The organism is Marivita sp., from assembly GCF_048006345.1.
Lineage (GTDB): Bacteria > Pseudomonadota > Alphaproteobacteria > Rhodobacterales > Rhodobacteraceae > Marivita.
Genome location: NZ_CP180351.1, coordinates 2,970,655 through 2,990,401, shown reverse-complemented (window position 1 = coordinate 2,990,401; position 19,747 = coordinate 2,970,655). Strand labels below are relative to the sequence as shown.

The following is a 19,747-nucleotide window of genomic DNA, read 5'->3' as shown; positions in this document are numbered from 1 at the left end:
AGCGGCCCTCGCAGCGGCGTAAAAGCACCGCAGAGCTTGCACAGCCAAAGCCAAAAATCCCGCTCTAAATTGTACCCGAGACAATCATCCCGCCTTGGGATGCGTCGCCTCGTAGACCTTCATCAGATGCACCGTATCGACCGATGTGTAGGCCTGCGTGGTCGAGAGCGAGGCATGGCCCAACAATTCCTGAATCGCCCGCAGATCGCCCCCTGCTGACAACAAATGCGTCGCAAAACTGTGCCGCATTGCGTGTGGCGTTGCAGTCGCCGGCAACCCAAGCTGCAACCGCGCCTGTTCCGTCACCTTTTGCACCAGTCTCGGGTTCAAGGCACCACCGCGTGCGCCCCGGAACACCGGCGCATTCGGCGCCATCTCGAACGGGCACTGCTTCACATAGGTCGCCACCGCCTGCCGCGCGACGGGCAGTACAGGAACCACCCGTTCCTTGCCGCCCTTGCCGACAATCCGCATCGCCTCGCCCAAGGGAAGGTCACGCCCGGTCAGGCTCAAAGCTTCGGAAATCCGCAAGCCGCAGCCATAAAGCAGCGTCACCACCGCCATATCGCGGGCTCCGACCCAATCTTTCTGTGATTGCAGACCCACCGTGTCGATCATCTCGCGCGCGGCATCCTCGCTCAAAGGGCGCGGCAGCTTTTTCTGGAACTTGGGCGCACGGGTGGACAACACGGCAGTGGGTTCGAACCCCTCCCGCTCGGCCAGCCAGCGATAGAACGACTTGACCGCCGACAGTTTACGCGCCAGCGACCGGGCGCTGGCCCCTCCGCTGCGCGTGTGCGCCATCCAGGCCCGCATGTCCGGCACGGTGATCCGTGCCAAGGGGGCCAGCCCCTGCGCCTCGCCTTTGTATTCTGTCAGAAACGCGATGAAATCCACGACATCGCCCCGATAGGCGGTCAACGTGTTCTCTGCCGTCCCGTTCAGCGCGCGGCTTGATGCAAGCCATCCCTCCAGCGCGTCCCGCGCCGCCGGAGAGATCATCAATGTCACGACAACCAGCGCCGCATCTGGCGCTCGAACACACCTGTAAAGAAGGTCAGAAGGTCGGTGCCCTGCTGCGGAGTGAACTGGTGCGGGTCTTCCGCACCCATTACGAGCAATCCAGGCAGACGCCCCGGTCCGAAATCCAGCTTGAGACAGGCCTCGGAGCGGATCCAGTCCGCCTTGTCGCCGTAAATCTCGCGCGTGCCGGTGTCGATCTGGCGCAGCGTGACCTGCCGCGGCGGCGCATTGCGCCCCGTGCTCAGATAGGCGTCGATGAAACCGGGGGCCGCGACGGACAGAACCGATCCAAGCCGTTTGATGGCCGGGTCTTCATCGTTCTGAACGGATTCGAGCACCAGCTTGATCACATCGACCCGCAGAATCTCGGCCACGTCACCGCCCAGATCACGCAGAAAGGATTCAAATTCCACCGGATCGAGCATGCGCAGGATGGCCCGATGCACCTGATTGGTGCCCGCGAGGTTTTCGTAGGCCGCGGCGATCACCGACCGGTGCGTGTCTTCCAGCCGATCCAGCCGCGCTTCAAGCCGGTCCATCGCGATACCGCGCAGGTCCACGATATTGCCGCCCATGGCACGTTCATTCGCGGCGATCAGAGCCCGCATCAGGTCCTGATCTTCGAGAATCACGTCAGGGCGCGACATGATGGTTTCGCGCAAGTCGTCGTCGATACGGGGGCTGCTCATACCAACCTCTTGGTGGTGTATTTTGCGGGACACTATCAGCCACACCAAAAAGATGCCCGCATTTTTTCAATCAAATGCGGGCAACTCGGAAAAACTGTGGCAGATGCGCAGGAACGCTTTGCTCAGAGGATCTTGATATTGGCCGCTGCCGCGTCCTTGACGAACTGGTCCAGACCCTTGTCGGTCAGCACATGGTTCGCCATCGCCTTGATCACGGCGGGCGGTGCGGTGGCCACATCGGCGCCGATCTTGGCGCATTCGCTCATGTGGTTTGCGGTGCGGATCGACGCGGCAAGAATGTTGGTCTCAAATCCGTAATTGTCGTAGATCTCGCGGATATCCGCGATCAGGTCCAAACCGTCCATGTTCAGATCGTCCAGACGCCCGATGAACGGCGAGATGAACGTCGCCCCGGCCTTGGCCGCCAGAAGCGCCTGATTGGCCGAGAAACACAGCGTCACGTTGACCATCTTGCCTTCGTCGGTCAGCACCTTGCACGCCTTCAGACCGTCCCAGGTCAGCGGCACCTTTACCGCGATGTTCTCGGCAATCTCGGCCAGCTTGCGGCCTTCCGCGATCATGTCCTCGGCCTTGAGCGCCACCACTTCGGCGGACACCGGACCCGAGACCAGATCGCAGATTTCCTTGGTCACTTCGAGGATATCGCGCCCGGATTTCTTGATCAGGGAAGGGTTGGTGGTCACGCCATCGACCATCCCCAGATCGTTGAGTTCCGCGATCGCGTCTATTTCGGCTGTGTCGACAAAGAATTTCATGGCTGTCGCTCCTGTGATGGGTTGGCCTTTCCTACAGTGGGCTTTACCCCATGACAATGACGACGGAAACCCTGAACTGATGGCGCTAACATCCAGCTATTTCGATGAGGGCGCGCTGATCGGCGTGTTGACCACCCAGCCATTGGACCGGGTGCTGGATTACCGCGCGCCGGAAGGGGGCTGCCATCTGGGCGCTTTCGTCGAGGTGCCGCTTGGCCCACGCAAGGTTCTGGGGGTTGTCTGGGGACCGGGGCAGGGGGATTACGACATCTCCAAGGTGCGGTCGGTGATCCGGGTGCTCGATGCCGCGCCGATGCGCGAAGAACTGATGTCGTTCCTCACCCGCGCAGGCGACTACACGCTCACCCCGATGCCCGCGATGCTTCGGCTGGCCACCCGTGCGCCGGGACTGGGTGACCCGCCGTCGATGCGCAAGATCTACCGTCTGGGCGACTGCGCTCCAGACCGCATGACCGACGCCCGCACCCGCGTACTCGACGTACTGCGCGAGATGGGAGGCCTGTCTCTGACGCTCAAGGAAGTGGCCGAAGCGGCGGGCGTGACCACCTCTGTCGTCAAAGGTCTGGTGAAACAGGGTGCGGTCCGCGAGGAAGACAGCCCGCGCGATATGCCCTTCCCAACGCTCGATCCGACCTACGCAGGCAAGGACTTGACCGCAGATCAGTCCACTGCGTCTGCCACTCTACGCGCCGCCGTCGCCACGCGCAGCTATGGCACAACCCTGCTGAAAGGCGTCACAGGATCAGGCAAGACCGAGGTCTATCTCGAAGCGGTCGCCGAATGTCTGTCCCAAGGCCGTCAGGCTCTGGTTCTCTTGCCCGAAATCGCTCTGACCGCCGAATTCCTCACTCGCGTCGACGCGCGCTTTGGTGCCAAACCAGCCGAATGGCATTCCGGTGTGACGATCACCGAACGCCGCCGCGTCTGGAAGATGACGGCACAGGGCGGTGCGCAACTCGTCGTTGGAGCGCGATCCGCGCTGTTCCTCCCGTTCCGCGATCTGGGCCTGATCGTCGTCGATGAAGAACACGACACGTCCTACAAGCAGGAAGACGGCGTGCTCTATAACGCCCGCGACATGGCTGTGCTGCGCGCGTCGATCTGCGGCGCACAGGTGATCCTCGCCTCCGCCACGCCAAGTCTTGAGAGCTGGGCCAATGCCGACGCAGGCAAGTACACCAAGCTTGAATTGACCTCCCGTTTCGGCGCCGCTGTCATGCCCGACATGCGCGCCATCGACATGCGCAACGAACAACTCCCCAGCTCAAGCTGGATCTCTCCAACCTTGCAACGGGCCGTGCAACAGCGGCTCGACAATGGCGAACAGGCGCTTCTCTTCATCAACCGGCGCGGCTACGCCCCGGTCACCATTTGCCGCGCCTGCGGGCACCAGATCGGCTGCGACCACTGCGATGCCCGCATGGTGGAACACCGCTTCCTCAAACGCCTTGTCTGCCACCAATGTGGCGAGACAAAACCGATGCCCAACACCTGCCCTTCCTGCGAAGCCGAAGACAAACTTGCCGCTGTCGGTCCCGGTGTCGAACGCCTTGCGGAAGAGGCGCAGACGCTCTTCCCTGACGCCCGCCTCGCGGTGTTGTCCTCCGACATGTTCGGCTCCGCCCGTGCTCTCAAGGCCGAGATCGAGACCATCGCCAGCGGGGGCGCGGACCTGATCATCGGCACGCAGCTTGTCGCCAAGGGGCATAACTTCCCGCTGCTCACGCTGGTCGGTGTGATAGACGCCGATCTGGGTCTGCAAGGCTCGGACCTGCGCGCAGCGGAACGCACGTTCCAGCTGATGCGACAGGTGGCTGGACGGGCCGGGCGCGCTGACAAGCCGGGTCAGGCGCTGATGCAGACCTATCAGCCCGAACACCCTGTGATCCGCGCGATCCTGTCCGGGGACGAGCAGGACTTCTGGACTGCCGAAGCCGGCGAACGCCGTGCCGCGGGTGTGCCGCCCTATGGCCGTCTCGCCGGGATCATCCTGTCCTCGACCGACGTGCAAGAGGTGTTCGACCTCGGCAATGCACTGGCCCGAAACGACGGGCCTCTGCGCCGCGTCGGCGCACAGGTCTTTGGCCCAGCCCCAGCCCCCATCGCGCGGGTGCGTGGCCGCCACAGGGTACGACTTCTGGTCAAGGCTCCGAAGGGCACCGCGCTGCAACCCGCGCTGGCGGAATGGATCAAACCCTTCCGCCTCAAGGGAGAGCTGCGCATGGCCATCGACATCGACCCGCAGAGCTTCTACTGAGGTCAGCGCCTGTTTTCAGTCGACTGAAAACCCGGACGCGTCGACGCGTCCGCGCCGCTCAGTCCAGAACGCAGGCATGGATGAGGTTCACCCGCATCAACCTTTGGCCCAATGTCCCGCGTGGGACGGCGATCTGCTCCAGATATTCCGCCTTGCACACCGCATAGTCGCGCGCCGCCCCAACGGCCTCAGCCGCCGAGACTGCCGCAAAACGCACCCCGTCCCCAGACCGCAATTGCACCAAATGGTCGATGTCCGGCGCAATCACCGTCGCGATCTTTGGATACCCTCCGGTTGTCTGGTGATCTGCCAACAGAACCGTCGGCACACCATCCCCCGACACCTGCACGGAGCCGCGCACAATCGGTTCCGACGGGATCGACAAGGCCCCCGCAAGCGGCAATTCGGGTCCTCGCAACCGCATCCCCATCCGATCGTAGGCATCGGTCACCGCAAACTTCTCGGTCAGGAACCGCCGCAGCGCATCATCCGTGAAATGCTGATCCTGTGGCCCGGTCACCACCCGCACGGGTCCCGTTGGAACAAACTCGGGCCGCGCAATATCGCCTGTCCGCTCTTCGCGGACAGCCGCGCCGGTGATCCTCAAGGTTTGTCCAGCCTGCAACGGGCCACCGCCAAAGCCGGACACCGCGTGGGTCGCTGTGCTTTCCAGCCAATGCTCGGCGTTGAGTGTTCCCGCCAAGGCAACATACGCCCAGCTTCCGCTCTTTCCGCCACGAATGGTGATCCTGTCCCCCTTCTCGACGGTCACCACGCACCACGCGCTCTGCTTTCTCCCGCGATGTTCGACCACGAAATCGCCACCCGTGACTGCGAGGGAAACCGCGCCCGAGGTGCAGGTCAAGACCAGACCGCCCAAGGACACCTCGATCCCTGTCGCTCCGGGCGGATTGCCCAACGCCGCGTGCGCCGCATCAAAGGCAAGTCGGTCCATCGGGCCGGAGGCTGACACACCGTATCGCATATGTCCCGGCCGGCCCGCGTCCTGCACCGTAACCAAAGGCCCAGCGAAACTGACCGCGAAAGTCGCATCAGACATGGGCCACCTCCCTCTGCGCACGTTCAAATGTCGCAAGATCAATCCTCTGGAACACAACCCGGTCGCCCACATCAAAGAGGAACGGGCGCGCGAGGTCCCCGGTCAGGATCGGGGTCGGCGACCGCCCAATGATCGACCAGCCGGTCGGCATGGTCAGGGTGGTCACAAGGCATTGCGGCCCCGCGATGATGACGCTTCCCGCAGGCACATCGCGCACCGCCGCCGGTTTGCGCGGGATTTGGATGTCTTGCGGGATGCCAGACAGATAGGCGTAGCCGGGCGAAAACCCGTACATCAGCACGTCATAACATCCTGCCATATGCGCAGCGATCACCGAATCCGGGGTCAACCCGGTCGCCGCCGCAACCGCGTCAAGATCGGGCGCAAAGGGTGCCTCGTAACAGACCTGCACCTGCCGCACCTGCCCGACGCTCTTCTCTGTCATCAGATGTTTCAAGAGGTTGCGCACATGGGCTTCGACCGCGACATGGTCGGTGGCCGTCACATTGAACCGCACCAGCAGGTTCACAAGCGCCGGAACAGTTTCGATCATGCCAACAGGCGGGTTTGCGGCAATCGCCTTGTCGAGCGCCAAGACCCGCGTATGGGCGACCTCGTCATGGGTTTCCGAAAAGCAGACCAGCACAGCATGATCGGCAACAGGTTTGAACCAAGGCTCCATGGTGGACCTCTTTCAGACAGTCAAAAAGTAAGGTTTGCTGTTATTGCAGCGCGTTTGGCAGGAAGAGCGCGATGCTTGGAAACGCGATCAGCAGGAAGGCCATGGCCAGCATGGTCAGGCAATAGGGCAGCGCCCCCAGCATCACCTCGTTCAGACTTCCCGATTTCCGCGCGCCTTGAACCACGTAGAGGTTCAAACCCACGGGCGGTGTGATCAGCGCCATCTCGATCAGCACGATCATCAGGATGCCGAACCAGATCACATCATAGCCCTGCGCGATCACCAGCGGCACGATGATCGGGATCGTCACCACCATCAGAGACAGCGTTTCGATGAAGAACCCGAGCACGATATAAAGCACCACCACCACAAGGATTGTCTTGAGTGGTGTAAGACCCAATCCTGTCATGAACTCGGTCAGCTCGCGGCCCAAGCCCGCCGAAGCCAGCGTGAAGTTGAGGAAAGATGCGCCGATGACGATCAGCATGATCATCGAGGTGATCTTGACCGTTCCCATCAGGCTCTCGGTCAGCATCCCCCAGGACACGCCGCCAAACACCAGTGCAATGACCAGCGCCCCGGCGACACCCACGGCAGCCGCCTCGGTTGGGGTGGCCCAGCCGCGATAGATCGAGCCGACGATCAGGCCGAACAGGATCAGGATCGGGATCAGGTCGATCAACGCCCGCAGCATCTGCGGAAACGGAAAGGTGCGGCGCACACCGCCAAGGTTTGGACGGATCAGGCAGATCACCGCAGTGACCGCCATGAACGCCACCGCCAGAGCCAGACCGGGGATCAGCCCGGCCAGAAACAGTTGCGGGATCGAGGATTGGGTCAGGAACCCGTAGACGATCAGGTTGATCGACGGCGGGATCATGATGCCCAATGTCCCACCCGCTGCAATCGCGCCGGAAAAGAGCTTGGGATCGTAGCCGAGCTTTTCGGCCTGCGGCATCGCCACCGTGGCGACTGTTGCTGCCGTGGCCACTGACGACCCCGACGTGGCCGAAAACATGGTCGCCGTGGCAATATTGGCGTGCACCAGCCCACCCGGCAGCCACGACACCCAGCGATCCAGCGCCGCGTAAGTGCGTGTCGCGACACCGCTGCGGACAAGGATCTCGCCCAGCAGCACAAAGAACGGAATGGCGATCAGCGTGGCCGAGTTCGAGGCCGACCACACCATGTTCCCCAGACCCCGGGTCAGTGGAAAGCTGGAAAAGAACGTGTCGATCCCGAAGCCCAAAAGGAACAGCACGATCCCCACGGGTATGGACAGCGACAACAGGCCCAGAAGACCGACAGAGACATAAAAGATCATTGCAGGCTGTCCTGTTCCGCGAAGGCCCCGACAAAGCTCTCGGTCTCTTCATGGCGGCGTTTGATCAGCAGGCTGAGCGCCGCCAGCGTGACCAGCGTCGACATGAGCGCAAACCACACCCACCCGGCGAACCACGGGGCCTGCACCCAGGCCAAGGGTGTCTCAAGTGGCGTATTGGCGCGTGAACCGTTTACTAAAGACCGCTCCAGTACTGGCCATGACTTGATCGCGATGGTGATGATCACCCCCGACATGACGACCATCGAAAACACATCGAACAGCGCCCGCACAAACGACCCCGCGCGACTGCGCAGCAGGTCAATACGGACATGCCCCAGCTCCAAAAGCGTAAAGGACATGCCCCAAGAGGTCGCGAGCGCCATGGCGTAGCCCGCGATCTCTTCGGTGCCGCCAAGCGACGTGCCGATCTGGCGCATGATGATGTCAAGCAGGACAAACCCCGCACAGATCAGCAGCCCCAGACCCACCACAAGGGCAACGCCACGGTTGATCCGTCGCAATCTGTCGATCATCTCAAGTTCCATATCCGGCACGCCTCCTGACGGCTTCAACGCAAGATCAGTTGATCGTCACACCGACAACTTTGCCAACGCTGTCGTTCCAACGCGCGGCCCAGTCACCGCCAGCGCGTTCGGCCCATTCGGGCAGCACTTCGCTTGTCAGGATATCCCGCGCCCGCTCGAAATCGGCATCGCTGACTTCGAGCAGTGTCATCGACCGCGCGTCACCCGACGGGCAATCGCCATTGCCGGTCAGGCAGGCGATGTCGTTGACAAGCGCATCCTGCGCACTGGCCCATGCCGGGTCTTCGAAACCGGATTTGATCTCGCTTTCGATCAGCGCTTTCTGATCGTCGGACAGGCTGTTCCACTTGTCCATGTTGATCGCGGTCACAACCGAATCCCAGCCGCCCAGCGGGATCGGCAGCAGATGTGTGGACACTTCCCACCAGCCCGCGCTGTATCCCGACCCGGCACCGGTGACGGCACAATCAACCACGCCATTCTGCAACGCGCCCGGCACTTCCGCGAAGGACACGTTCACGCCCTCGGCCCCAAGCGCCTCAAGCAGCTTGGCGGTCATCCGGCCCGAGGCACGCACTTTCAGACCTTCCAGATCGGCAAGGTTGGAAATCTCGTGATTGCAGAACACGACCTGCGGCGGGTAGGGCGCAATTGCCAGCACATGGCTGTTGAAGCGCGCTTTGTAGATGTCTTCGACCATCGGGCGCGCCGCATCAACCATGGCACGGGCCTCGTCGGCGGTCAGCGCGATCAGCGGCACATCCAGCCCTTCCAGTTCGGGCGCGTCGGCCACCGCATAATCCGCCACGGTCATCGCCACGTCATAGACCCCCTGACCAAGAAGCGGGTAGATGTCGCCCAGTCCAAGGCTCATCTGGTTGTGCGTGGTCAACTCCACGGTCAGATCACCGCCAGACGCCGCAGGCAGCGTTTCGCTCCAGAACGGGGCTTCGTACTGGTTGTGCAGCGGCAGGCTGGACCAGCTTCCGACAACGGACAGGGTTTCGGCAAAGACGGGCGTGGCACACACGGTGCTTGCCATCAACAGAGCGAGCGATTTTTTCATTGGAAAGGTCTCCTTGTTGGATCGGTTTTATGTGTTTTTCAGGATCGGTGTTTCGGCGTCTTCGGCCACATCTGCGATCAACATGTGTCCCGGTGAATGCGTGATGCAGAGCGGCAGACCTGCCGCCAGTAGAACGTTTTGCGGGGTCACGCCGCAGGCCCAGTAGACCGGCACCTCGCCATCATGGATCTCGACCGCGTCCCCCCAATCGGGCTGCGACAGGTCGTCGATGCCGATATGCGCAGGATCGCCATTGGCAATCGGCGCGCCATGCGCCTGTGGATACCGAGCACAGATCGTGCGGGTCTGCTCGACCTGATGTTCGGGGATCGGACGCATCGTTACCACCATCTGGCCGCCAAACGGACCGGCGGGAACAAGGTTGATGCTGGTTCTGAACATCGGCACGTTGCGTCCGCTCTCAATGTGGCGCACCGGGATGTCATTGCGCATCAGCGCGTTCTCGAACGTAAACGAACAGCCAAGCGCGACGGTCACAAGGTCGTCGGCCCAAACATCGCTGATGTCGGTGACTTCCTCGCTGAAGGCTCCATCGCGGAACACCCTGTACTTGGACACATCGGTGCGGATGTCGATGTCATGGCCCAAGGTGCGCAGCATCGGATCACCGGTGTCGCCGACACCCACAACCGGGCAGGGCTTGGGATTGCGCTGGCAAAAGCGAAGGAAATCCAGCGCATAGCGTTCCGGCAATATGGCAAGGTTGCATTGCAGATAACCCGCGGCCAGACCTGCCGTGTGCCCGTCATATGACCCGCGTCGGATCGCGGTGCGCACCTCTGCTGGGGATGCACCGATCAGGCTGGAATGCGATACACGCTCTTTTGCCATCAGCGGCTCCTTCCTGTGAATGCCAAAGCATCACACGGTGCTTCGCTTCCGCGCAAATTATCATTTTATATCAATCGCGATAAAAATTCTTGATCTACTTGGGGTGGGTCTTGTCCCACGCCATCGCCACCTCGCGGGCAAATTCCGCACTTCTTTCAACAAGAAAGCTGCGCGGCTCCGACAGGTAAGACGCGGTAAAGGCCAAGGGCTGAGGGTGGAACCCTGGATCGAATTCGACGATCTGCCCGGACTTCAGAAAATCATCCGCAAGTGCCCGCGGGTAGGGACCAACAGCGATTCCCGCCGCAATCATCTTGAGACTCGCGGATAACGACGCCGAGGTGTAAATCCGCAGCTTCGGTCCAACGCGACGCGATAGCTCCGACATCAATTCCCGGTAAGGCCGTGTCTTGCTCGCATAGGAAATGACCGGGATCTTGCTCAGATCGGTCTGCGGGTTCGCCGTTGACCGATACCAATGCAGATCAAAGGTTGGGAGCGGCACATTCTCAACCGAGAACTCGGAGATCGGTCCCATCAGCAGCGCCAGATCAAGGCTCCGTTCCAGCAGCGCGGACCGCAGGTTCAACGAGATGTCGACGGTCAGATCGACGTTCACGCGGGGGTAATGCTCGCTGAAGGTCTTGAGGAATTCCGGCAACCACGCCTGCGCGATGGTCTCGGACGCCCCGACGCGGAACAGCCCTTCGGTCTCAGACGGATTGGCGACCCGCTGTTTGATCTCTTCCTCCACGAACAGCATCTGTTCTGCATAGGACAGCAACAGCGTGCCATGCTTGGTCAGGATCAGATCACCGGGGCCGCGTTCGAACAGCGGAACCTTGAGTTCCTGTTCGAGATTGGAGATGCGCGTCGATACGGCAGGCTGGGACAAATGCAACTTGTCGGCGGCTTTGCGAAAGCCGCCAAGTCGCGCCACCCAAAGGAAAGTTCGGATCTGATCGAAGGTCATGGTCTTTCATAGAATTTATCAGTCCGGCCACAAAACGATAAATTGATTGGTGGTTTCGGTTTGGGACTTGCCAGGAATCCGAAATCCGCAAATTCGTCAAAGGTTAACAAAGGGTTAATAGGGCCGTTCTGGCCCCAATGTTTCGCGCGCGAAACAATAGGTCATAAAGGATGTCGTTCTGCCCTGCGACCATCGCCCCACAGGGTGGCCATATTTCGTGCCATGCCTTGTATGCCCCTCACCTGCATTCTACATGGGCCGGTATGAAGCGCTTTATTCCATTTGTGAAATCCGACCCCACAGTCGCGGTTGTTCGGATGCAAGGTACGATTGCTGCGGGGTCACGTGGGACCCTGAGCGACGCAAGCCTTCGGACTCTTCTTGAAAAGGCATTCCGCAAGGGCAAGCCTGCTGCGGTCGCGATTGAAATCAATTCGCCCGGCGGATCGCCTGTGCAAAGCTCTCTGATCGGCGCGCGCATTCGCCGTCTGGCCGACGAAACCGAAACCCCGGTTTATGCCTTTGTCGAAGATGTCGCTGCCTCGGGCGGCTACTGGATCGCAAGTGCTGCAGATGAAATCTACGCCGATCCGGCCTCCATCCTTGGCTCCATCGGTGTCATCTCTGCCGGGTTCGGTGCGCATGTGTTCCTGCAACGGCAGGGTATTGAGCGCCGCGTTTATACGGCGGGCAAATCCAAATCCATGCTCGACCCGTTCCGCCCCGAAAGTGAAGAAGACGTTGCGCGCCTGAACAAGCTGCTGGGCCAGTTGCACGAAACCTTCATCAATCAGGTAAAGACCGGCCGGGGTGCGAAACTCGCGGACAACCCGGACCTATTCACGGGCGAGATTTGGGTCGGGCAGGGCGCTGTCGATGTCGGACTGGCGGATCACATCGGACATCTTGTTCCGGCGATGAAAGAGCGTTTCGGCGAAAAGGTGAAATTCCGTCGTTACGAACAACGCCGACCCTTCCTCAGCCGTTTCGGCGCGAAACTCACCGACGACGCGCTTAGCGTCATTGAAGAGCGCGCCGAGTTCGCGCGGTACGGGCTCTGACGTGATCAGCAAGATCGTTCTACTGTTCCTCGTTTTCATCGCCGTGCTGGCCATGTTCGGCAAGCTGCGCATCCCCGGCGCGAAACGTCTGGCCAGCGCCAAATGCCGCAAATGCGGACGTTATCGCATCGGCAAAGGTCCGTGCCCCTGTACCGGAAAGGCAAGCTGACATGGCGATGATCTGGGGGGGGGTCGTCATCGGTCTGGTGATCCTGCTGTTGGCAGGCGACGCGCTGGTCAAGGGTGCGGTCAACCTGTCATTGCGCATCGGTATCCCCGCGCTGATCGTCAGCCTGACCGTCGTTGCCTTTGGCACCTCCGCGCCCGAACTGCTCATCTCGATCAAGGCGGCAATGGAAAACGTGCCGGGTATCGCGCTGGGCAATGTGGTGGGCTCGAATACTGCCAACGTCCTGTTGGTTCTGGGTATCCCTGCCTTGCTGGCGGTGATGCACACCAGCGAATGCGACACGCGCAAAAGCTATGTGATCATGCTGGCCTCGTCCGTGCTGTTCATTGCTCTGGCGTTCCGCGGTGTATTCGACTGGATTGCCGGGATTGTCCTTCTGGTCGTCCTCGCGGTGATCCTGGGTGACTCCATGCGCGAGGCGCTGGCCCACAGACGCGCCGGTCAAAAAGCGGACGATGAAGAAGAACCCGAAGGCGCTGACCCGGACATGCCGTGGTGGAAGATCATCCTCTACTTGGCCCTTGGTCTCGTGGGGCTTCCCTTGGGCGCAGACCTGCTTGTCGACAGCGCGGTCGAGATCGCGACGATCTTTGGTGTCAGTGACACGGTGATTGGTCTGACCCTGGTCGCCTTGGGCACCTCGCTGCCAGAGTTGGCAACCACCGTCATGGCGGCGCTGCGGCGTCAGGCGGATGTGGCGCTGGGCAACGTGATCGGGTCGAACATGTTCAACCTTCTGGCCATCATCGGTGTCGCCTCCCTTATCGCCCCGATCCCGGTCGATCCCGAATTCCTGCGCTTCGACCTCTGGGTCATGCTGGGCGCGTCGGTCCTGATCTTCCCGCTGGTGTTCCTTGCCAAAGACCTGACGCGCCTCTGGGGTGTGGTCTTGTCGGCGCTCTATCTGGGCTACATTGCGCTTGTCATCATGTAAGCGCAAAGGGCAGACCTCATGAGCAAGGCATTGATCACAGGAGCAGGAAAACGGCTGGGGCGCGCGATGGCGCTCTACCTTGCGGATCGCGGCTTTGATGTTGCCGTGCACTACGCCAGCTCTGCCGATGAAGCTGAAGAGGTGGCAGAATTGATCCGCGCCAAGGGGCAGCAGGCCTGCACCGTACAAGCCGATCTGTTGAACGAGGACGAGACACAAGCTCTGACCGACGCCGCGATTGCGGGCATCGGCGGGCCGTTGACAGTTCTCATCAACAACGCTTCGATCTTCGAATATGACAATATCGAAACGGCAACCCGCGACAGCTGGGACCGGCATCTGGAAAGCAATCTGCGCGCACCCTTCGTGCTGACCCAGCATTTCGCAGCGCAACTGCCCACCCCCGAGATCGACGACATGAACGAACCGGTCGCACCCGGTCTGGTCATCAACATGATCGACCAGCGGGTGCGCAAGCTGACGCCAGAATTCATGACCTACACGATTGCCAAGATGGGGCTGTGGGCCTTCACCCAGACCGCTGCGCAGGCCCTCGCGCCCGCCTGCCGCGTCAATGCGATCGGTCCCGGCCCAACCTTGCGGGGCGGTCGCCAGAGCGAGGCGCATTTCGCCAAGCAGCGTGCCGCAACGGTGCTGCAACGTGGTTCGAATACGTCCGACATTACAGGCGCCTTGGGCTACTTTCTCGACGCGCCGGGGGTCACGGGACAGCTGTTGTGTGTCGACGGCGGACAGCATCTGGGATGGCAGACACCGGATGTGATCGGGGTCGAATGATGCCCGCGGAAAACAAGTTTTGCACCGTTCGCGTTGACGTTACGAAAGCGTTACGAAAGTGTTAATGTTTTCAGTAACTTGATCTAAAGATAATTAAAAATCTTTTAATTTCAATAACTTGAAAAATTGCCTAAAAATTGGGCATTTCAGGGAGGGTGCCGAAAAACAAGGGAAAATCCTTAACATTCAAATCTTCTCCGCAGACTTATCCACAGAAACCGTGGATGCCTTAAAGGTTGCATCGTGGGGTGCAATGGGGCAGCGAAACCTTAAGAATCGCGCGAACTGCGCAACCGTAAACTCGGGCTGACATGACCAAGGAAATCGAAGCTGACAAAGTGACCGGATATGCCTGTATTCAGAGCTATCTCAAGACGCTGGACTCCAGTCCGGGTGTCTACAGAATGCTCGATGCTCAGGCGCGTGTTCTCTATGTCGGCAAGGCGCGGAACCTGCGCGCGCGGGTCTCGAATTACTCGCGACCGTCACCGCAGCACTCGGGCCGCATCGCGCGGATGATTTCGGAAACCGCGTCGATGATGTTCCTGACGACGCGGACCGAGACCGAAGCGCTGTTGCTGGAACAGAACCTCATCAAGCAGCTCAAGCCGCGCTACAACGTACTTTTGCGGGACGACAAATCGTTTCCGAACATCCATGTCACGGATCATGCCTTTCCGATGATCCACAAGCATCGCGGCGCCAAGAAAGACAAAGGCGCCTATTACGGCCCCTTCGCCAGTGCGGGCGCGGTGAACCGGACATTGAACCAGTTGCAGCGCGTGTTCCTGCTGCGCAATTGCTCAGATGCCATGTTCGACAGCCGGACACGGCCCTGCCTGCAATATCAGATCAAGCGCTGCTCCGGGCCTTGCGTCGGAAAGATCTCGGAGGCCGACTACGCCGAAAGCGTCCGCGACGCCGAACGGTTCCTGTCGGGAAAGTCAACGCATGTGCAGGAAACGCTGGCCAAGCAAATGGCGCAGGCGTCGGAAGAGATGGAGTTCGAACGCGCCGCCGCGTTGCGGGATCGCATCCGGGCGTTGACGCAGGTTCAGACGGCGCAAGGGATCAACCCGCGCGGTGTGACCGAGGCGGATGTGATCGCGCTGCATCTGGAAAAGGGACAGGCTTGCGTTCAGGTCTTCTTCATCCGGGCGAACCAGAACTGGGGCAACCGGGATTTCTATCCGCGGGTCGGCCCGGACGTGGAAGAGGCCGAGGTGCTAGAGGCCTTCATCGGTCAATTCTACGACACCAAGGAACCTGCGCGGCTGTTGCTGCTGTCACATCCGATCGAAAACGAAGACCTGATGACCGAGGCTTTGACGGGCAAGCTGGGGCGCAAGGTCGAGATCGCGGTTCCACGTCGGGGCGAAAAGTCGGAACTGGTGGATGGCGCGCTGCGCAATGCAAAGGAATCGTTGGCCCGACGGATGGCGGAAACCGCGACGCAGACCAAGCTGCTGCGCGGTTTGGCCGAAGCCTTTGGACTTGAAGCGCCACCGCAGCGGATCGAAGTCTACGACAACAGCCATATTCAGGGAACCAATGCCGTTGGTGCCATGATCGTTGCAGGGCCGGACGGGTTCATCAAGAACCAGTACCGCAAGTTCAACATCAAGGGGGACGAACTGACCCCTGGTGACGATTTCGGCATGATGAAAGAGGTGCTGACCCGGCGGTTCAAACGGTTGCTCAAGGATGATCCCGAGCGTGACAAGGGGTTGTGGCCGGATCTGCTTTTGATCGACGGCGGCGCGGGGCAGGTGTCAGCCGTGCGCGAAATCATGACCGAATACGGTGTCGATGATGTGCCGATGGTCGGTGTGGCCAAAGGTGTGGACCGGGATGCGGGCAAGGAAGAGTTCCACCGCTCGGGCACACGCCCCTTTGCGCTGCGCCACAATGATCCTGTCTTGTACTTTGTCCAACGCCTGCGCGACGAGGCGCACCGCTTCGCCATCGGCACGCACCGGGCGAAACGGGCAAAGTCCCAGATGGCGAACCCGTTGGACGAGATTTCGGGTGTCGGAGGTGCACGTAAACGCGCGCTCTTGGCGCATTTCGGATCAGCCAAGGCAGTCAGCCGGGCGAACCTTGCGGATTTGAAAGCGGTGGAGGGCGTCAGCGAGGCGCTGGCGGAACGCATCTACGCGTTCTTTCACGAAAAAGGATAGGTGGCTTTATTGAGTGCGGCACACGCACGCAGGGTGCTTTGGCCTTGACGGGCCTGCGAGATGATTGCAGCGGAGGTATTATTGAAACAGAGAAGATCAGACGCTGAGTTGGCTTAGTGTCTGTCGCACCGCGTCGGAGAGTTGGGTAGGGCGCCCCTCATCTCCAACATGGACTTGCGTGAAGAAGCCTTCCGCCCCAGCGATGTCACTGTCATTGCCGAAGAGTGCGACCTCGTAACGGAAGGACGAGGTGCCGATATGGGCGATGCGGATGCCAGCGGTCAGGATATCGGGAAAGCCGAGTTCCGCGTGGTAGCGGCAGCCGCTTTCGACGACGAGGAATTTCGTGGCGTTCGGTCCCCGGATCTCGATCCCCTGTTCCATCTGCCAAAGGCTGACGGCAGTGTCGAACAGCGCGTAATAGGTGGCGTTGTTCAGGTGACCGTATTCGTCATTGTCCTGCCAGCGGGTGGGCAGGGTGCGGAAGGCGCGATACTCGGCGCGGGTTCCGGGCGGCGTTCTGGGCATCAGCCGGACCGCAACAGCCTGAACGCGGCGGACGCGCCCCACCCGGCGGCGATGGCAATGGCCAGCGACAACAGTCCGTATACCAGCGGCTGCTGGCGCGAGAGGTTGAACAGCCAGCGTTCCAGACCAACCTTGCGCACGTCGATGCTGGTTTCGTATTTCGACACCACCTTGCCACCTCGTGTAAGGAACACGCGGGTCTTGTATTCGCCTTCGGTCAGGTTCGCGGGCATGTGGATCGCCGCATTGAACAGGGTCGATTCCCGCAGGTCCACCGCGCCTTCGGCCAGAACATAGAGACCGTTGTCCATGCGGATGCGCACAAGCGCGTCGATGAATTCCTGCGGGTTGGCCACCTGCGACCAAGCCCCGATGGACCGGATTCGGCGCGGGATCGACACGTTATGGCGCAGATCGTCCGCTTCGTTCAGCACCTCGCCCCAGGGCGCGGAAGTGGCAATCGCGTAAAAGCTTGGCGCGGCGGACACATCCATGGCATCGGTGTTCACCCAAATGCCTGCAACGCGGTCTTTGCGACGGACCGTGATGGGTTCCTGCGGCCCGGCGATGGTGACGATCACCTGCAACGGCTGGTCCTGCGGGATCGGCGCTTCGCGCTTGATGCCGCCGTAGATGATGATTTCGGACCCGTCGAAATTGGTCGAGATCGATACTTCGTCCTGGCTGAGACCCAGCACCACTTCTTCGGCCCGCAAGGGTGCAGCGAGGAGCAGGAGGATCAGGAGCAGCCCGCGCATCAGTGACCTCCCGCCGTTCCGATCGAGAACAACTCGGACGGTTGGATCAGAAGATCGAGCGCCAGCTTGCCGCAGACGGCAAGGACCATGATGGCAAGCAGGATGCGCAATTGCTCCGCCTTGAGCTTGGCCCCGATCACTGTTCCGATCTGCGCGCCCACAACGCCGCCTATCAGCAGCAAGACGGCAAGCACAATGTCTACCGTGTAGTTGGTGGTGGCGTGCAGCAGCGTGGTAAAGCCGGTGACGAAAATGATCTGGAAAAGAGACGTGCCAACGACAACCTTGGTCGGCATGCCAAGCAGGTAGATCATGGCAGGCACCATGATGAAGCCGCCACCAACGCCCATGATCGCGGCAAGGATGCCAACAAGCACACCGACGATGATCGGAGGGATCACCGAGATATAAAGACCCGAGGTGCGAAACCGCATCTTGAAGGGCAGACCGTGAATCCAGTTATGCTTCTTGCGCTTGGGTGCCACGCCGGCGCGCGTCTTGCGGATCGCGTTCAGGCTTTCGACGAACATCAGCGAGCCGATGACGCCAAGGAACAAAACGTAACAGAGTTTGACCAGCAGATCGACCTGACCGAGGCTCTTGAGGTAGTTGAAGAGCCAGACACCCAAACCGGCACCGAGGAGACCGCCGACCAAAAGGACAGTCCCCATTTTCAGATCGACCGTCTTGCGCCTGAGATGTGCGAGAACACCCGAGAAAGACGACGCGACGATCTGGTTCGCCTCGGTCGCGACGGCGACAGCGGGTGGAATGCCGATGAAGAACAGAAGGGGCGTCATCAGAAAGCCACCACCGACGCCAAACATGCCAGACAGAACACCAACGATCCCGCCCAAGCCAAGCAATAGAAACGCATTGACCGAGATTTCGGCGATGGGGAGGTATATCTGCATAGTCTTCTGTAGCCTCATGGGCTTGGCGCTTTCAAGCGCCGAAGGAGAGCGCCATTGGTTGTAGCGCGGTCGTGTCTGATCCCGGGCACAGTACGCCCGATATGGCGCCGCACAGGCGATTGGAGCGGGACATCCCATGCTGCCGGACCAGTGGTTGATCATTTTACGATCACCTCCGTGACCGAGTAGATGTCAGCGGGTGGAATTGCGAGATCAATGGCCAGCTTGGCGCACACCAAAAGGACGAGACCGGCCAGCAGGATCCGCAATTGTTCGGCTTTCAGGCGCAATCCGATCATCGCGCCGAACTGCGCGCCCACAACGCCACCGATCAGAAGCAGGACCGCCAGCAGAATATCGACTGTGTAGTTCGTCGTGGCATGCAGCAAGGTGGTGAACGCGGTTACGAAGATGATCTGGTAAAGCGATGTGCCCACCACCACTTTTGTGGGCATGCTGAGTAGATAGATCATTGCGGGCACCATGATGAATCCGCCGCCCACGCCCATGATCGCCGAAAGCACGCCAACCAGCAGCCCGACCAGCAGTGGTGGAATGACAGAGATGTAGATGCCGGACACCCGGAACCGCATCTTGAGCGGCAGGCCATGCACCCAGTTGTGTTTGCGCCGTTTCGGCGCAACCCCTCGCTTGGCTCGGCGCAGCGCCTGCAGGCCTTCGACGAACATCAGGCTGCCCACTGCGCCGAGGAAGACGACGTAGCACAGGTTCACCATCAGGTCGACTTGGCCCAGCGTCTTGAGGAAATTGAAAACATAGACCCCAAGCGCAGAGCCCATGAGGCCCCCTGCCAGCAGGATGCTCCCCATTCGGAAGTCGACGTTGCGGCGTCGGATATGTGGCAAAAGCGCAGAGACCGAGGAGCCGACGATCTGGTTGGCCGACGTCGCCACAGCCACCGCTGGTGGGATACCCACGAAAAACAGCAGGGGCGTGATCAGAAAGCCGCCCCCGACGCCGAACATGCCCGACAGCAGGCCCACCAGTCCTCCCAATCCAAGAAGCAGGAAAGCGTTGACCGAGACTTCTGCGATGGGCAGGTAAATTTGCATGGTCGTCCTTAGTCGCAAGCGACGGCGCGTTTCAAGCGATGCG

The 19,747-nt window shown here is 60.7% G+C and carries 20 protein-coding genes; 6 read left to right on the top strand and 14 right to left on the bottom strand.

Going from position 1 to position 19,747, the window contains the following annotated elements; genetic code table 11:
* Positions 1–84 precede the first annotated feature (84 nt).
* The 3 genes from ACMVPR_RS14685 to fsa all read right to left on the bottom strand — a co-directional run bounded on the left by ACMVPR_RS14685 (position 85) and on the right by fsa (position 2,488).
* On the bottom strand, positions 85–1,002 hold the full coding sequence (locus ACMVPR_RS14685; RefSeq protein ID WP_416884661.1) for a tyrosine recombinase XerC: 918 nt from the start codon (positions 1,000–1,002) through the stop codon (positions 85–87).
* Between the two features lie 5 nt (positions 1,003–1,007).
* The gene (locus ACMVPR_RS14680) at positions 1,008–1,712 is read right to left on the bottom strand and encodes a DUF484 family protein (protein ID WP_292271250.1); all 705 of its coding nucleotides are present in this window, start codon (positions 1,710–1,712) and stop codon (positions 1,008–1,010) included.
* Between the two features lie 122 nt (positions 1,713–1,834).
* Positions 1,835–2,488, bottom strand: a complete 654-nt coding sequence (gene fsa / locus ACMVPR_RS14675) for a fructose-6-phosphate aldolase (protein ID WP_292271253.1) — start codon at positions 2,486–2,488, stop codon at positions 1,835–1,837.
* A gap of 79 nt (positions 2,489–2,567) precedes the next feature.
* Between fsa and ACMVPR_RS14670 the strand changes: the two genes are divergently transcribed.
* Positions 2,568–4,766: a primosomal protein N' gene (locus ACMVPR_RS14670; RefSeq protein ID WP_416883478.1), complete on the top strand. Its 2,199-nt coding sequence runs from the start codon at positions 2,568–2,570 to the stop codon at positions 4,764–4,766.
* Positions 4,767–4,824: 58 nt separating this feature from the next.
* Here the strand turns inward: ACMVPR_RS14670 and ACMVPR_RS14665 are convergent, their stop codons facing one another.
* The 7 genes from ACMVPR_RS14665 to ACMVPR_RS14635 form a co-directional block, all read right to left on the bottom strand.
* Positions 4,825–5,826 (bottom strand): biotin-dependent carboxyltransferase family protein, encoded by a 1,002-nt coding sequence (locus ACMVPR_RS14665; RefSeq protein ID WP_416883477.1) that lies wholly within the window; start codon positions 5,824–5,826, stop codon positions 4,825–4,827.
* Entirely contained in the window at positions 5,819–6,508 is a 690-nt protein-coding gene (locus ACMVPR_RS14660; protein WP_416883476.1) for a 5-oxoprolinase subunit B family protein, read from the bottom strand. The genes ACMVPR_RS14665 and ACMVPR_RS14660 overlap by 8 nt, the downstream gene beginning before the upstream one ends.
* A gap of 40 nt (positions 6,509–6,548) precedes the next feature.
* Positions 6,549–7,832 carry a TRAP transporter large permease gene (locus ACMVPR_RS14655; protein ID WP_292269773.1) on the bottom strand — a complete coding sequence of 428 codons (1,284 nt, stop codon included), beginning with the start codon at positions 7,830–7,832 and terminating at the stop codon, positions 6,549–6,551.
* Positions 7,829–8,377 carry a TRAP transporter small permease subunit gene (locus ACMVPR_RS14650; RefSeq protein WP_416883475.1) on the bottom strand — a complete coding sequence of 183 codons (549 nt, stop codon included), beginning with the start codon at positions 8,375–8,377 and terminating at the stop codon, positions 7,829–7,831. Before ACMVPR_RS14650 ends, ACMVPR_RS14655 begins: the two co-directional genes overlap by 4 nt.
* Positions 8,378–8,411: 34 nt before the next feature.
* Positions 8,412–9,443 carry a TRAP transporter substrate-binding protein gene (locus ACMVPR_RS14645; protein WP_416883474.1) on the bottom strand — a complete coding sequence of 344 codons (1,032 nt, stop codon included), beginning with the start codon at positions 9,441–9,443 and terminating at the stop codon, positions 8,412–8,414.
* Between the two features lie 27 nt (positions 9,444–9,470).
* Positions 9,471–10,295, bottom strand: a complete 825-nt coding sequence (locus ACMVPR_RS14640) for a putative hydro-lyase (RefSeq protein ID WP_416883473.1) — start codon at positions 10,293–10,295, stop codon at positions 9,471–9,473.
* A gap of 94 nt (positions 10,296–10,389) precedes the next feature.
* Positions 10,390–11,268 carry a LysR family transcriptional regulator gene (locus ACMVPR_RS14635; protein WP_300582151.1) on the bottom strand — a complete coding sequence of 293 codons (879 nt, stop codon included), beginning with the start codon at positions 11,266–11,268 and terminating at the stop codon, positions 10,390–10,392.
* Between the two features lie 263 nt (positions 11,269–11,531).
* Here ACMVPR_RS14635 and ACMVPR_RS14630 point away from each other — a divergent pair, with 263 nt between their 5' ends.
* The 5 genes from ACMVPR_RS14630 to uvrC all read left to right on the top strand — a co-directional run bounded on the left by ACMVPR_RS14630 (position 11,532) and on the right by uvrC (position 16,431).
* Complete coding sequence (locus ACMVPR_RS14630) at positions 11,532–12,329, top strand: S49 family peptidase (protein WP_416883472.1); 798 nt, start codon at positions 11,532–11,534, stop codon at positions 12,327–12,329.
* Position 12,330: 1 nt separating this feature from the next.
* Entirely contained in the window at positions 12,331–12,498 is a 168-nt protein-coding gene (locus ACMVPR_RS14625; RefSeq protein WP_292269791.1) for a hypothetical protein, read from the top strand.
* Positions 12,499–12,505: 7 nt separating this feature from the next.
* A complete protein-coding gene (locus ACMVPR_RS14620; RefSeq protein ID WP_416884660.1) occupies positions 12,506–13,453 on the top strand; it encodes a calcium/sodium antiporter in 948 nt (315 codons plus the stop codon).
* An 18-nt stretch (positions 13,454–13,471) separates the two neighbouring features.
* The gene (locus tag ACMVPR_RS14615; RefSeq protein WP_416883471.1) at positions 13,472–14,251 is read left to right on the top strand and encodes an SDR family oxidoreductase; all 780 of its coding nucleotides are present in this window, start codon (positions 13,472–13,474) and stop codon (positions 14,249–14,251) included.
* A gap of 311 nt (positions 14,252–14,562) precedes the next feature.
* Positions 14,563–16,431 carry an excinuclease ABC subunit UvrC gene (gene uvrC, locus ACMVPR_RS14610; protein WP_416883470.1) on the top strand — a complete coding sequence of 623 codons (1,869 nt, stop codon included), beginning with the start codon at positions 14,563–14,565 and terminating at the stop codon, positions 16,429–16,431.
* A gap of 96 nt (positions 16,432–16,527) precedes the next feature.
* Here uvrC and ACMVPR_RS14605 read toward each other — a convergent pair whose 3' ends face one another.
* The 4 genes from ACMVPR_RS14605 to ACMVPR_RS14590 all read right to left on the bottom strand — a co-directional run bounded on the left by ACMVPR_RS14605 (position 16,528) and on the right by ACMVPR_RS14590 (position 19,704).
* Positions 16,528–16,959, bottom strand: coding sequence for an acyl-CoA thioesterase (locus ACMVPR_RS14605; RefSeq protein WP_416883469.1), 432 nt, complete (start codon positions 16,957–16,959; stop codon positions 16,528–16,530).
* Positions 16,959–17,717 carry a TIGR02186 family protein gene (locus tag ACMVPR_RS14600; protein ID WP_416883468.1) on the bottom strand — a complete coding sequence of 253 codons (759 nt, stop codon included), beginning with the start codon at positions 17,715–17,717 and terminating at the stop codon, positions 16,959–16,961. Before ACMVPR_RS14600 ends, ACMVPR_RS14605 begins: the two co-directional genes overlap by 1 nt.
* On the bottom strand, positions 17,717–18,631 hold the full coding sequence (locus ACMVPR_RS14595) for a sulfite exporter TauE/SafE family protein (protein WP_416883467.1): 915 nt from the start codon (positions 18,629–18,631) through the stop codon (positions 17,717–17,719). Before ACMVPR_RS14595 ends, ACMVPR_RS14600 begins: the two co-directional genes overlap by 1 nt.
* Before the next feature lie 158 nt (positions 18,632–18,789).
* On the bottom strand, positions 18,790–19,704 hold the full coding sequence (locus tag ACMVPR_RS14590; RefSeq protein ID WP_416883466.1) for a sulfite exporter TauE/SafE family protein: 915 nt from the start codon (positions 19,702–19,704) through the stop codon (positions 18,790–18,792).
* Between the last annotated feature and the right edge of the window lie 43 nt (positions 19,705–19,747).

What these genes read in the sequence shown, in the direction of transcription:
- ACMVPR_RS14685 (WP_416884661.1), bottom strand. Translation starts at nt 1,002, where the DNA reads ATGATCTCTCCGGCGGCGCGGGACGCGCTGGAGGGATGGCTTGCATCA.
- ACMVPR_RS14680 (WP_292271250.1), bottom strand. Translation starts at nt 1,712, where the DNA reads ATGAGCAGCCCCCGTATCGACGACGACTTGCGCGAAACCATCATGTCG.
- fsa (WP_292271253.1), bottom strand. Translation starts at nt 2,488, where the DNA reads ATGAAATTCTTTGTCGACACAGCCGAAATAGACGCGATCGCGGAACTC.
- ACMVPR_RS14670 (WP_416883478.1), top strand. Translation starts at nt 2,568, where the DNA reads ATGGCGCTAACATCCAGCTATTTCGATGAGGGCGCGCTGATCGGCGTG.
- ACMVPR_RS14665 (WP_416883477.1), bottom strand. Translation starts at nt 5,826, where the DNA reads ATGTCTGATGCGACTTTCGCGGTCAGTTTCGCTGGGCCTTTGGTTACG.
- ACMVPR_RS14660 (WP_416883476.1), bottom strand. Translation starts at nt 6,508, where the DNA reads ATGGAGCCTTGGTTCAAACCTGTTGCCGATCATGCTGTGCTGGTCTGC.
- ACMVPR_RS14655 (WP_292269773.1), bottom strand. Translation starts at nt 7,832, where the DNA reads ATGATCTTTTATGTCTCTGTCGGTCTTCTGGGCCTGTTGTCGCTGTCC.
- ACMVPR_RS14650 (WP_416883475.1), bottom strand. Translation starts at nt 8,377, where the DNA reads ATGGAACTTGAGATGATCGACAGATTGCGACGGATCAACCGTGGCGTT.
- ACMVPR_RS14645 (WP_416883474.1), bottom strand. Translation starts at nt 9,443, where the DNA reads ATGAAAAAATCGCTCGCTCTGTTGATGGCAAGCACCGTGTGTGCCACG.
- ACMVPR_RS14640 (WP_416883473.1), bottom strand. Translation starts at nt 10,295, where the DNA reads ATGGCAAAAGAGCGTGTATCGCATTCCAGCCTGATCGGTGCATCCCCA.
- ACMVPR_RS14635 (WP_300582151.1), bottom strand. Translation starts at nt 11,268, where the DNA reads ATGACCTTCGATCAGATCCGAACTTTCCTTTGGGTGGCGCGACTTGGC.
- ACMVPR_RS14630 (WP_416883472.1), top strand. Translation starts at nt 11,532, where the DNA reads ATGAAGCGCTTTATTCCATTTGTGAAATCCGACCCCACAGTCGCGGTT.
- ACMVPR_RS14620 (WP_416884660.1), top strand. Translation starts at nt 12,506, where the DNA reads ATGATCTGGGGGGGGGTCGTCATCGGTCTGGTGATCCTGCTGTTGGCA.
- ACMVPR_RS14615 (WP_416883471.1), top strand. Translation starts at nt 13,472, where the DNA reads ATGAGCAAGGCATTGATCACAGGAGCAGGAAAACGGCTGGGGCGCGCG.
- uvrC (WP_416883470.1), top strand. Translation starts at nt 14,563, where the DNA reads ATGACCAAGGAAATCGAAGCTGACAAAGTGACCGGATATGCCTGTATT.
- ACMVPR_RS14605 (WP_416883469.1), bottom strand. Translation starts at nt 16,959, where the DNA reads ATGCCCAGAACGCCGCCCGGAACCCGCGCCGAGTATCGCGCCTTCCGC.
- ACMVPR_RS14600 (WP_416883468.1), bottom strand. Translation starts at nt 17,717, where the DNA reads ATGCGCGGGCTGCTCCTGATCCTCCTGCTCCTCGCTGCACCCTTGCGG.
- ACMVPR_RS14595 (WP_416883467.1), bottom strand. Translation starts at nt 18,631, where the DNA reads ATGCAGATATACCTCCCCATCGCCGAAATCTCGGTCAATGCGTTTCTA.
- ACMVPR_RS14590 (WP_416883466.1), bottom strand. Translation starts at nt 19,704, where the DNA reads ATGCAAATTTACCTGCCCATCGCAGAAGTCTCGGTCAACGCTTTCCTG.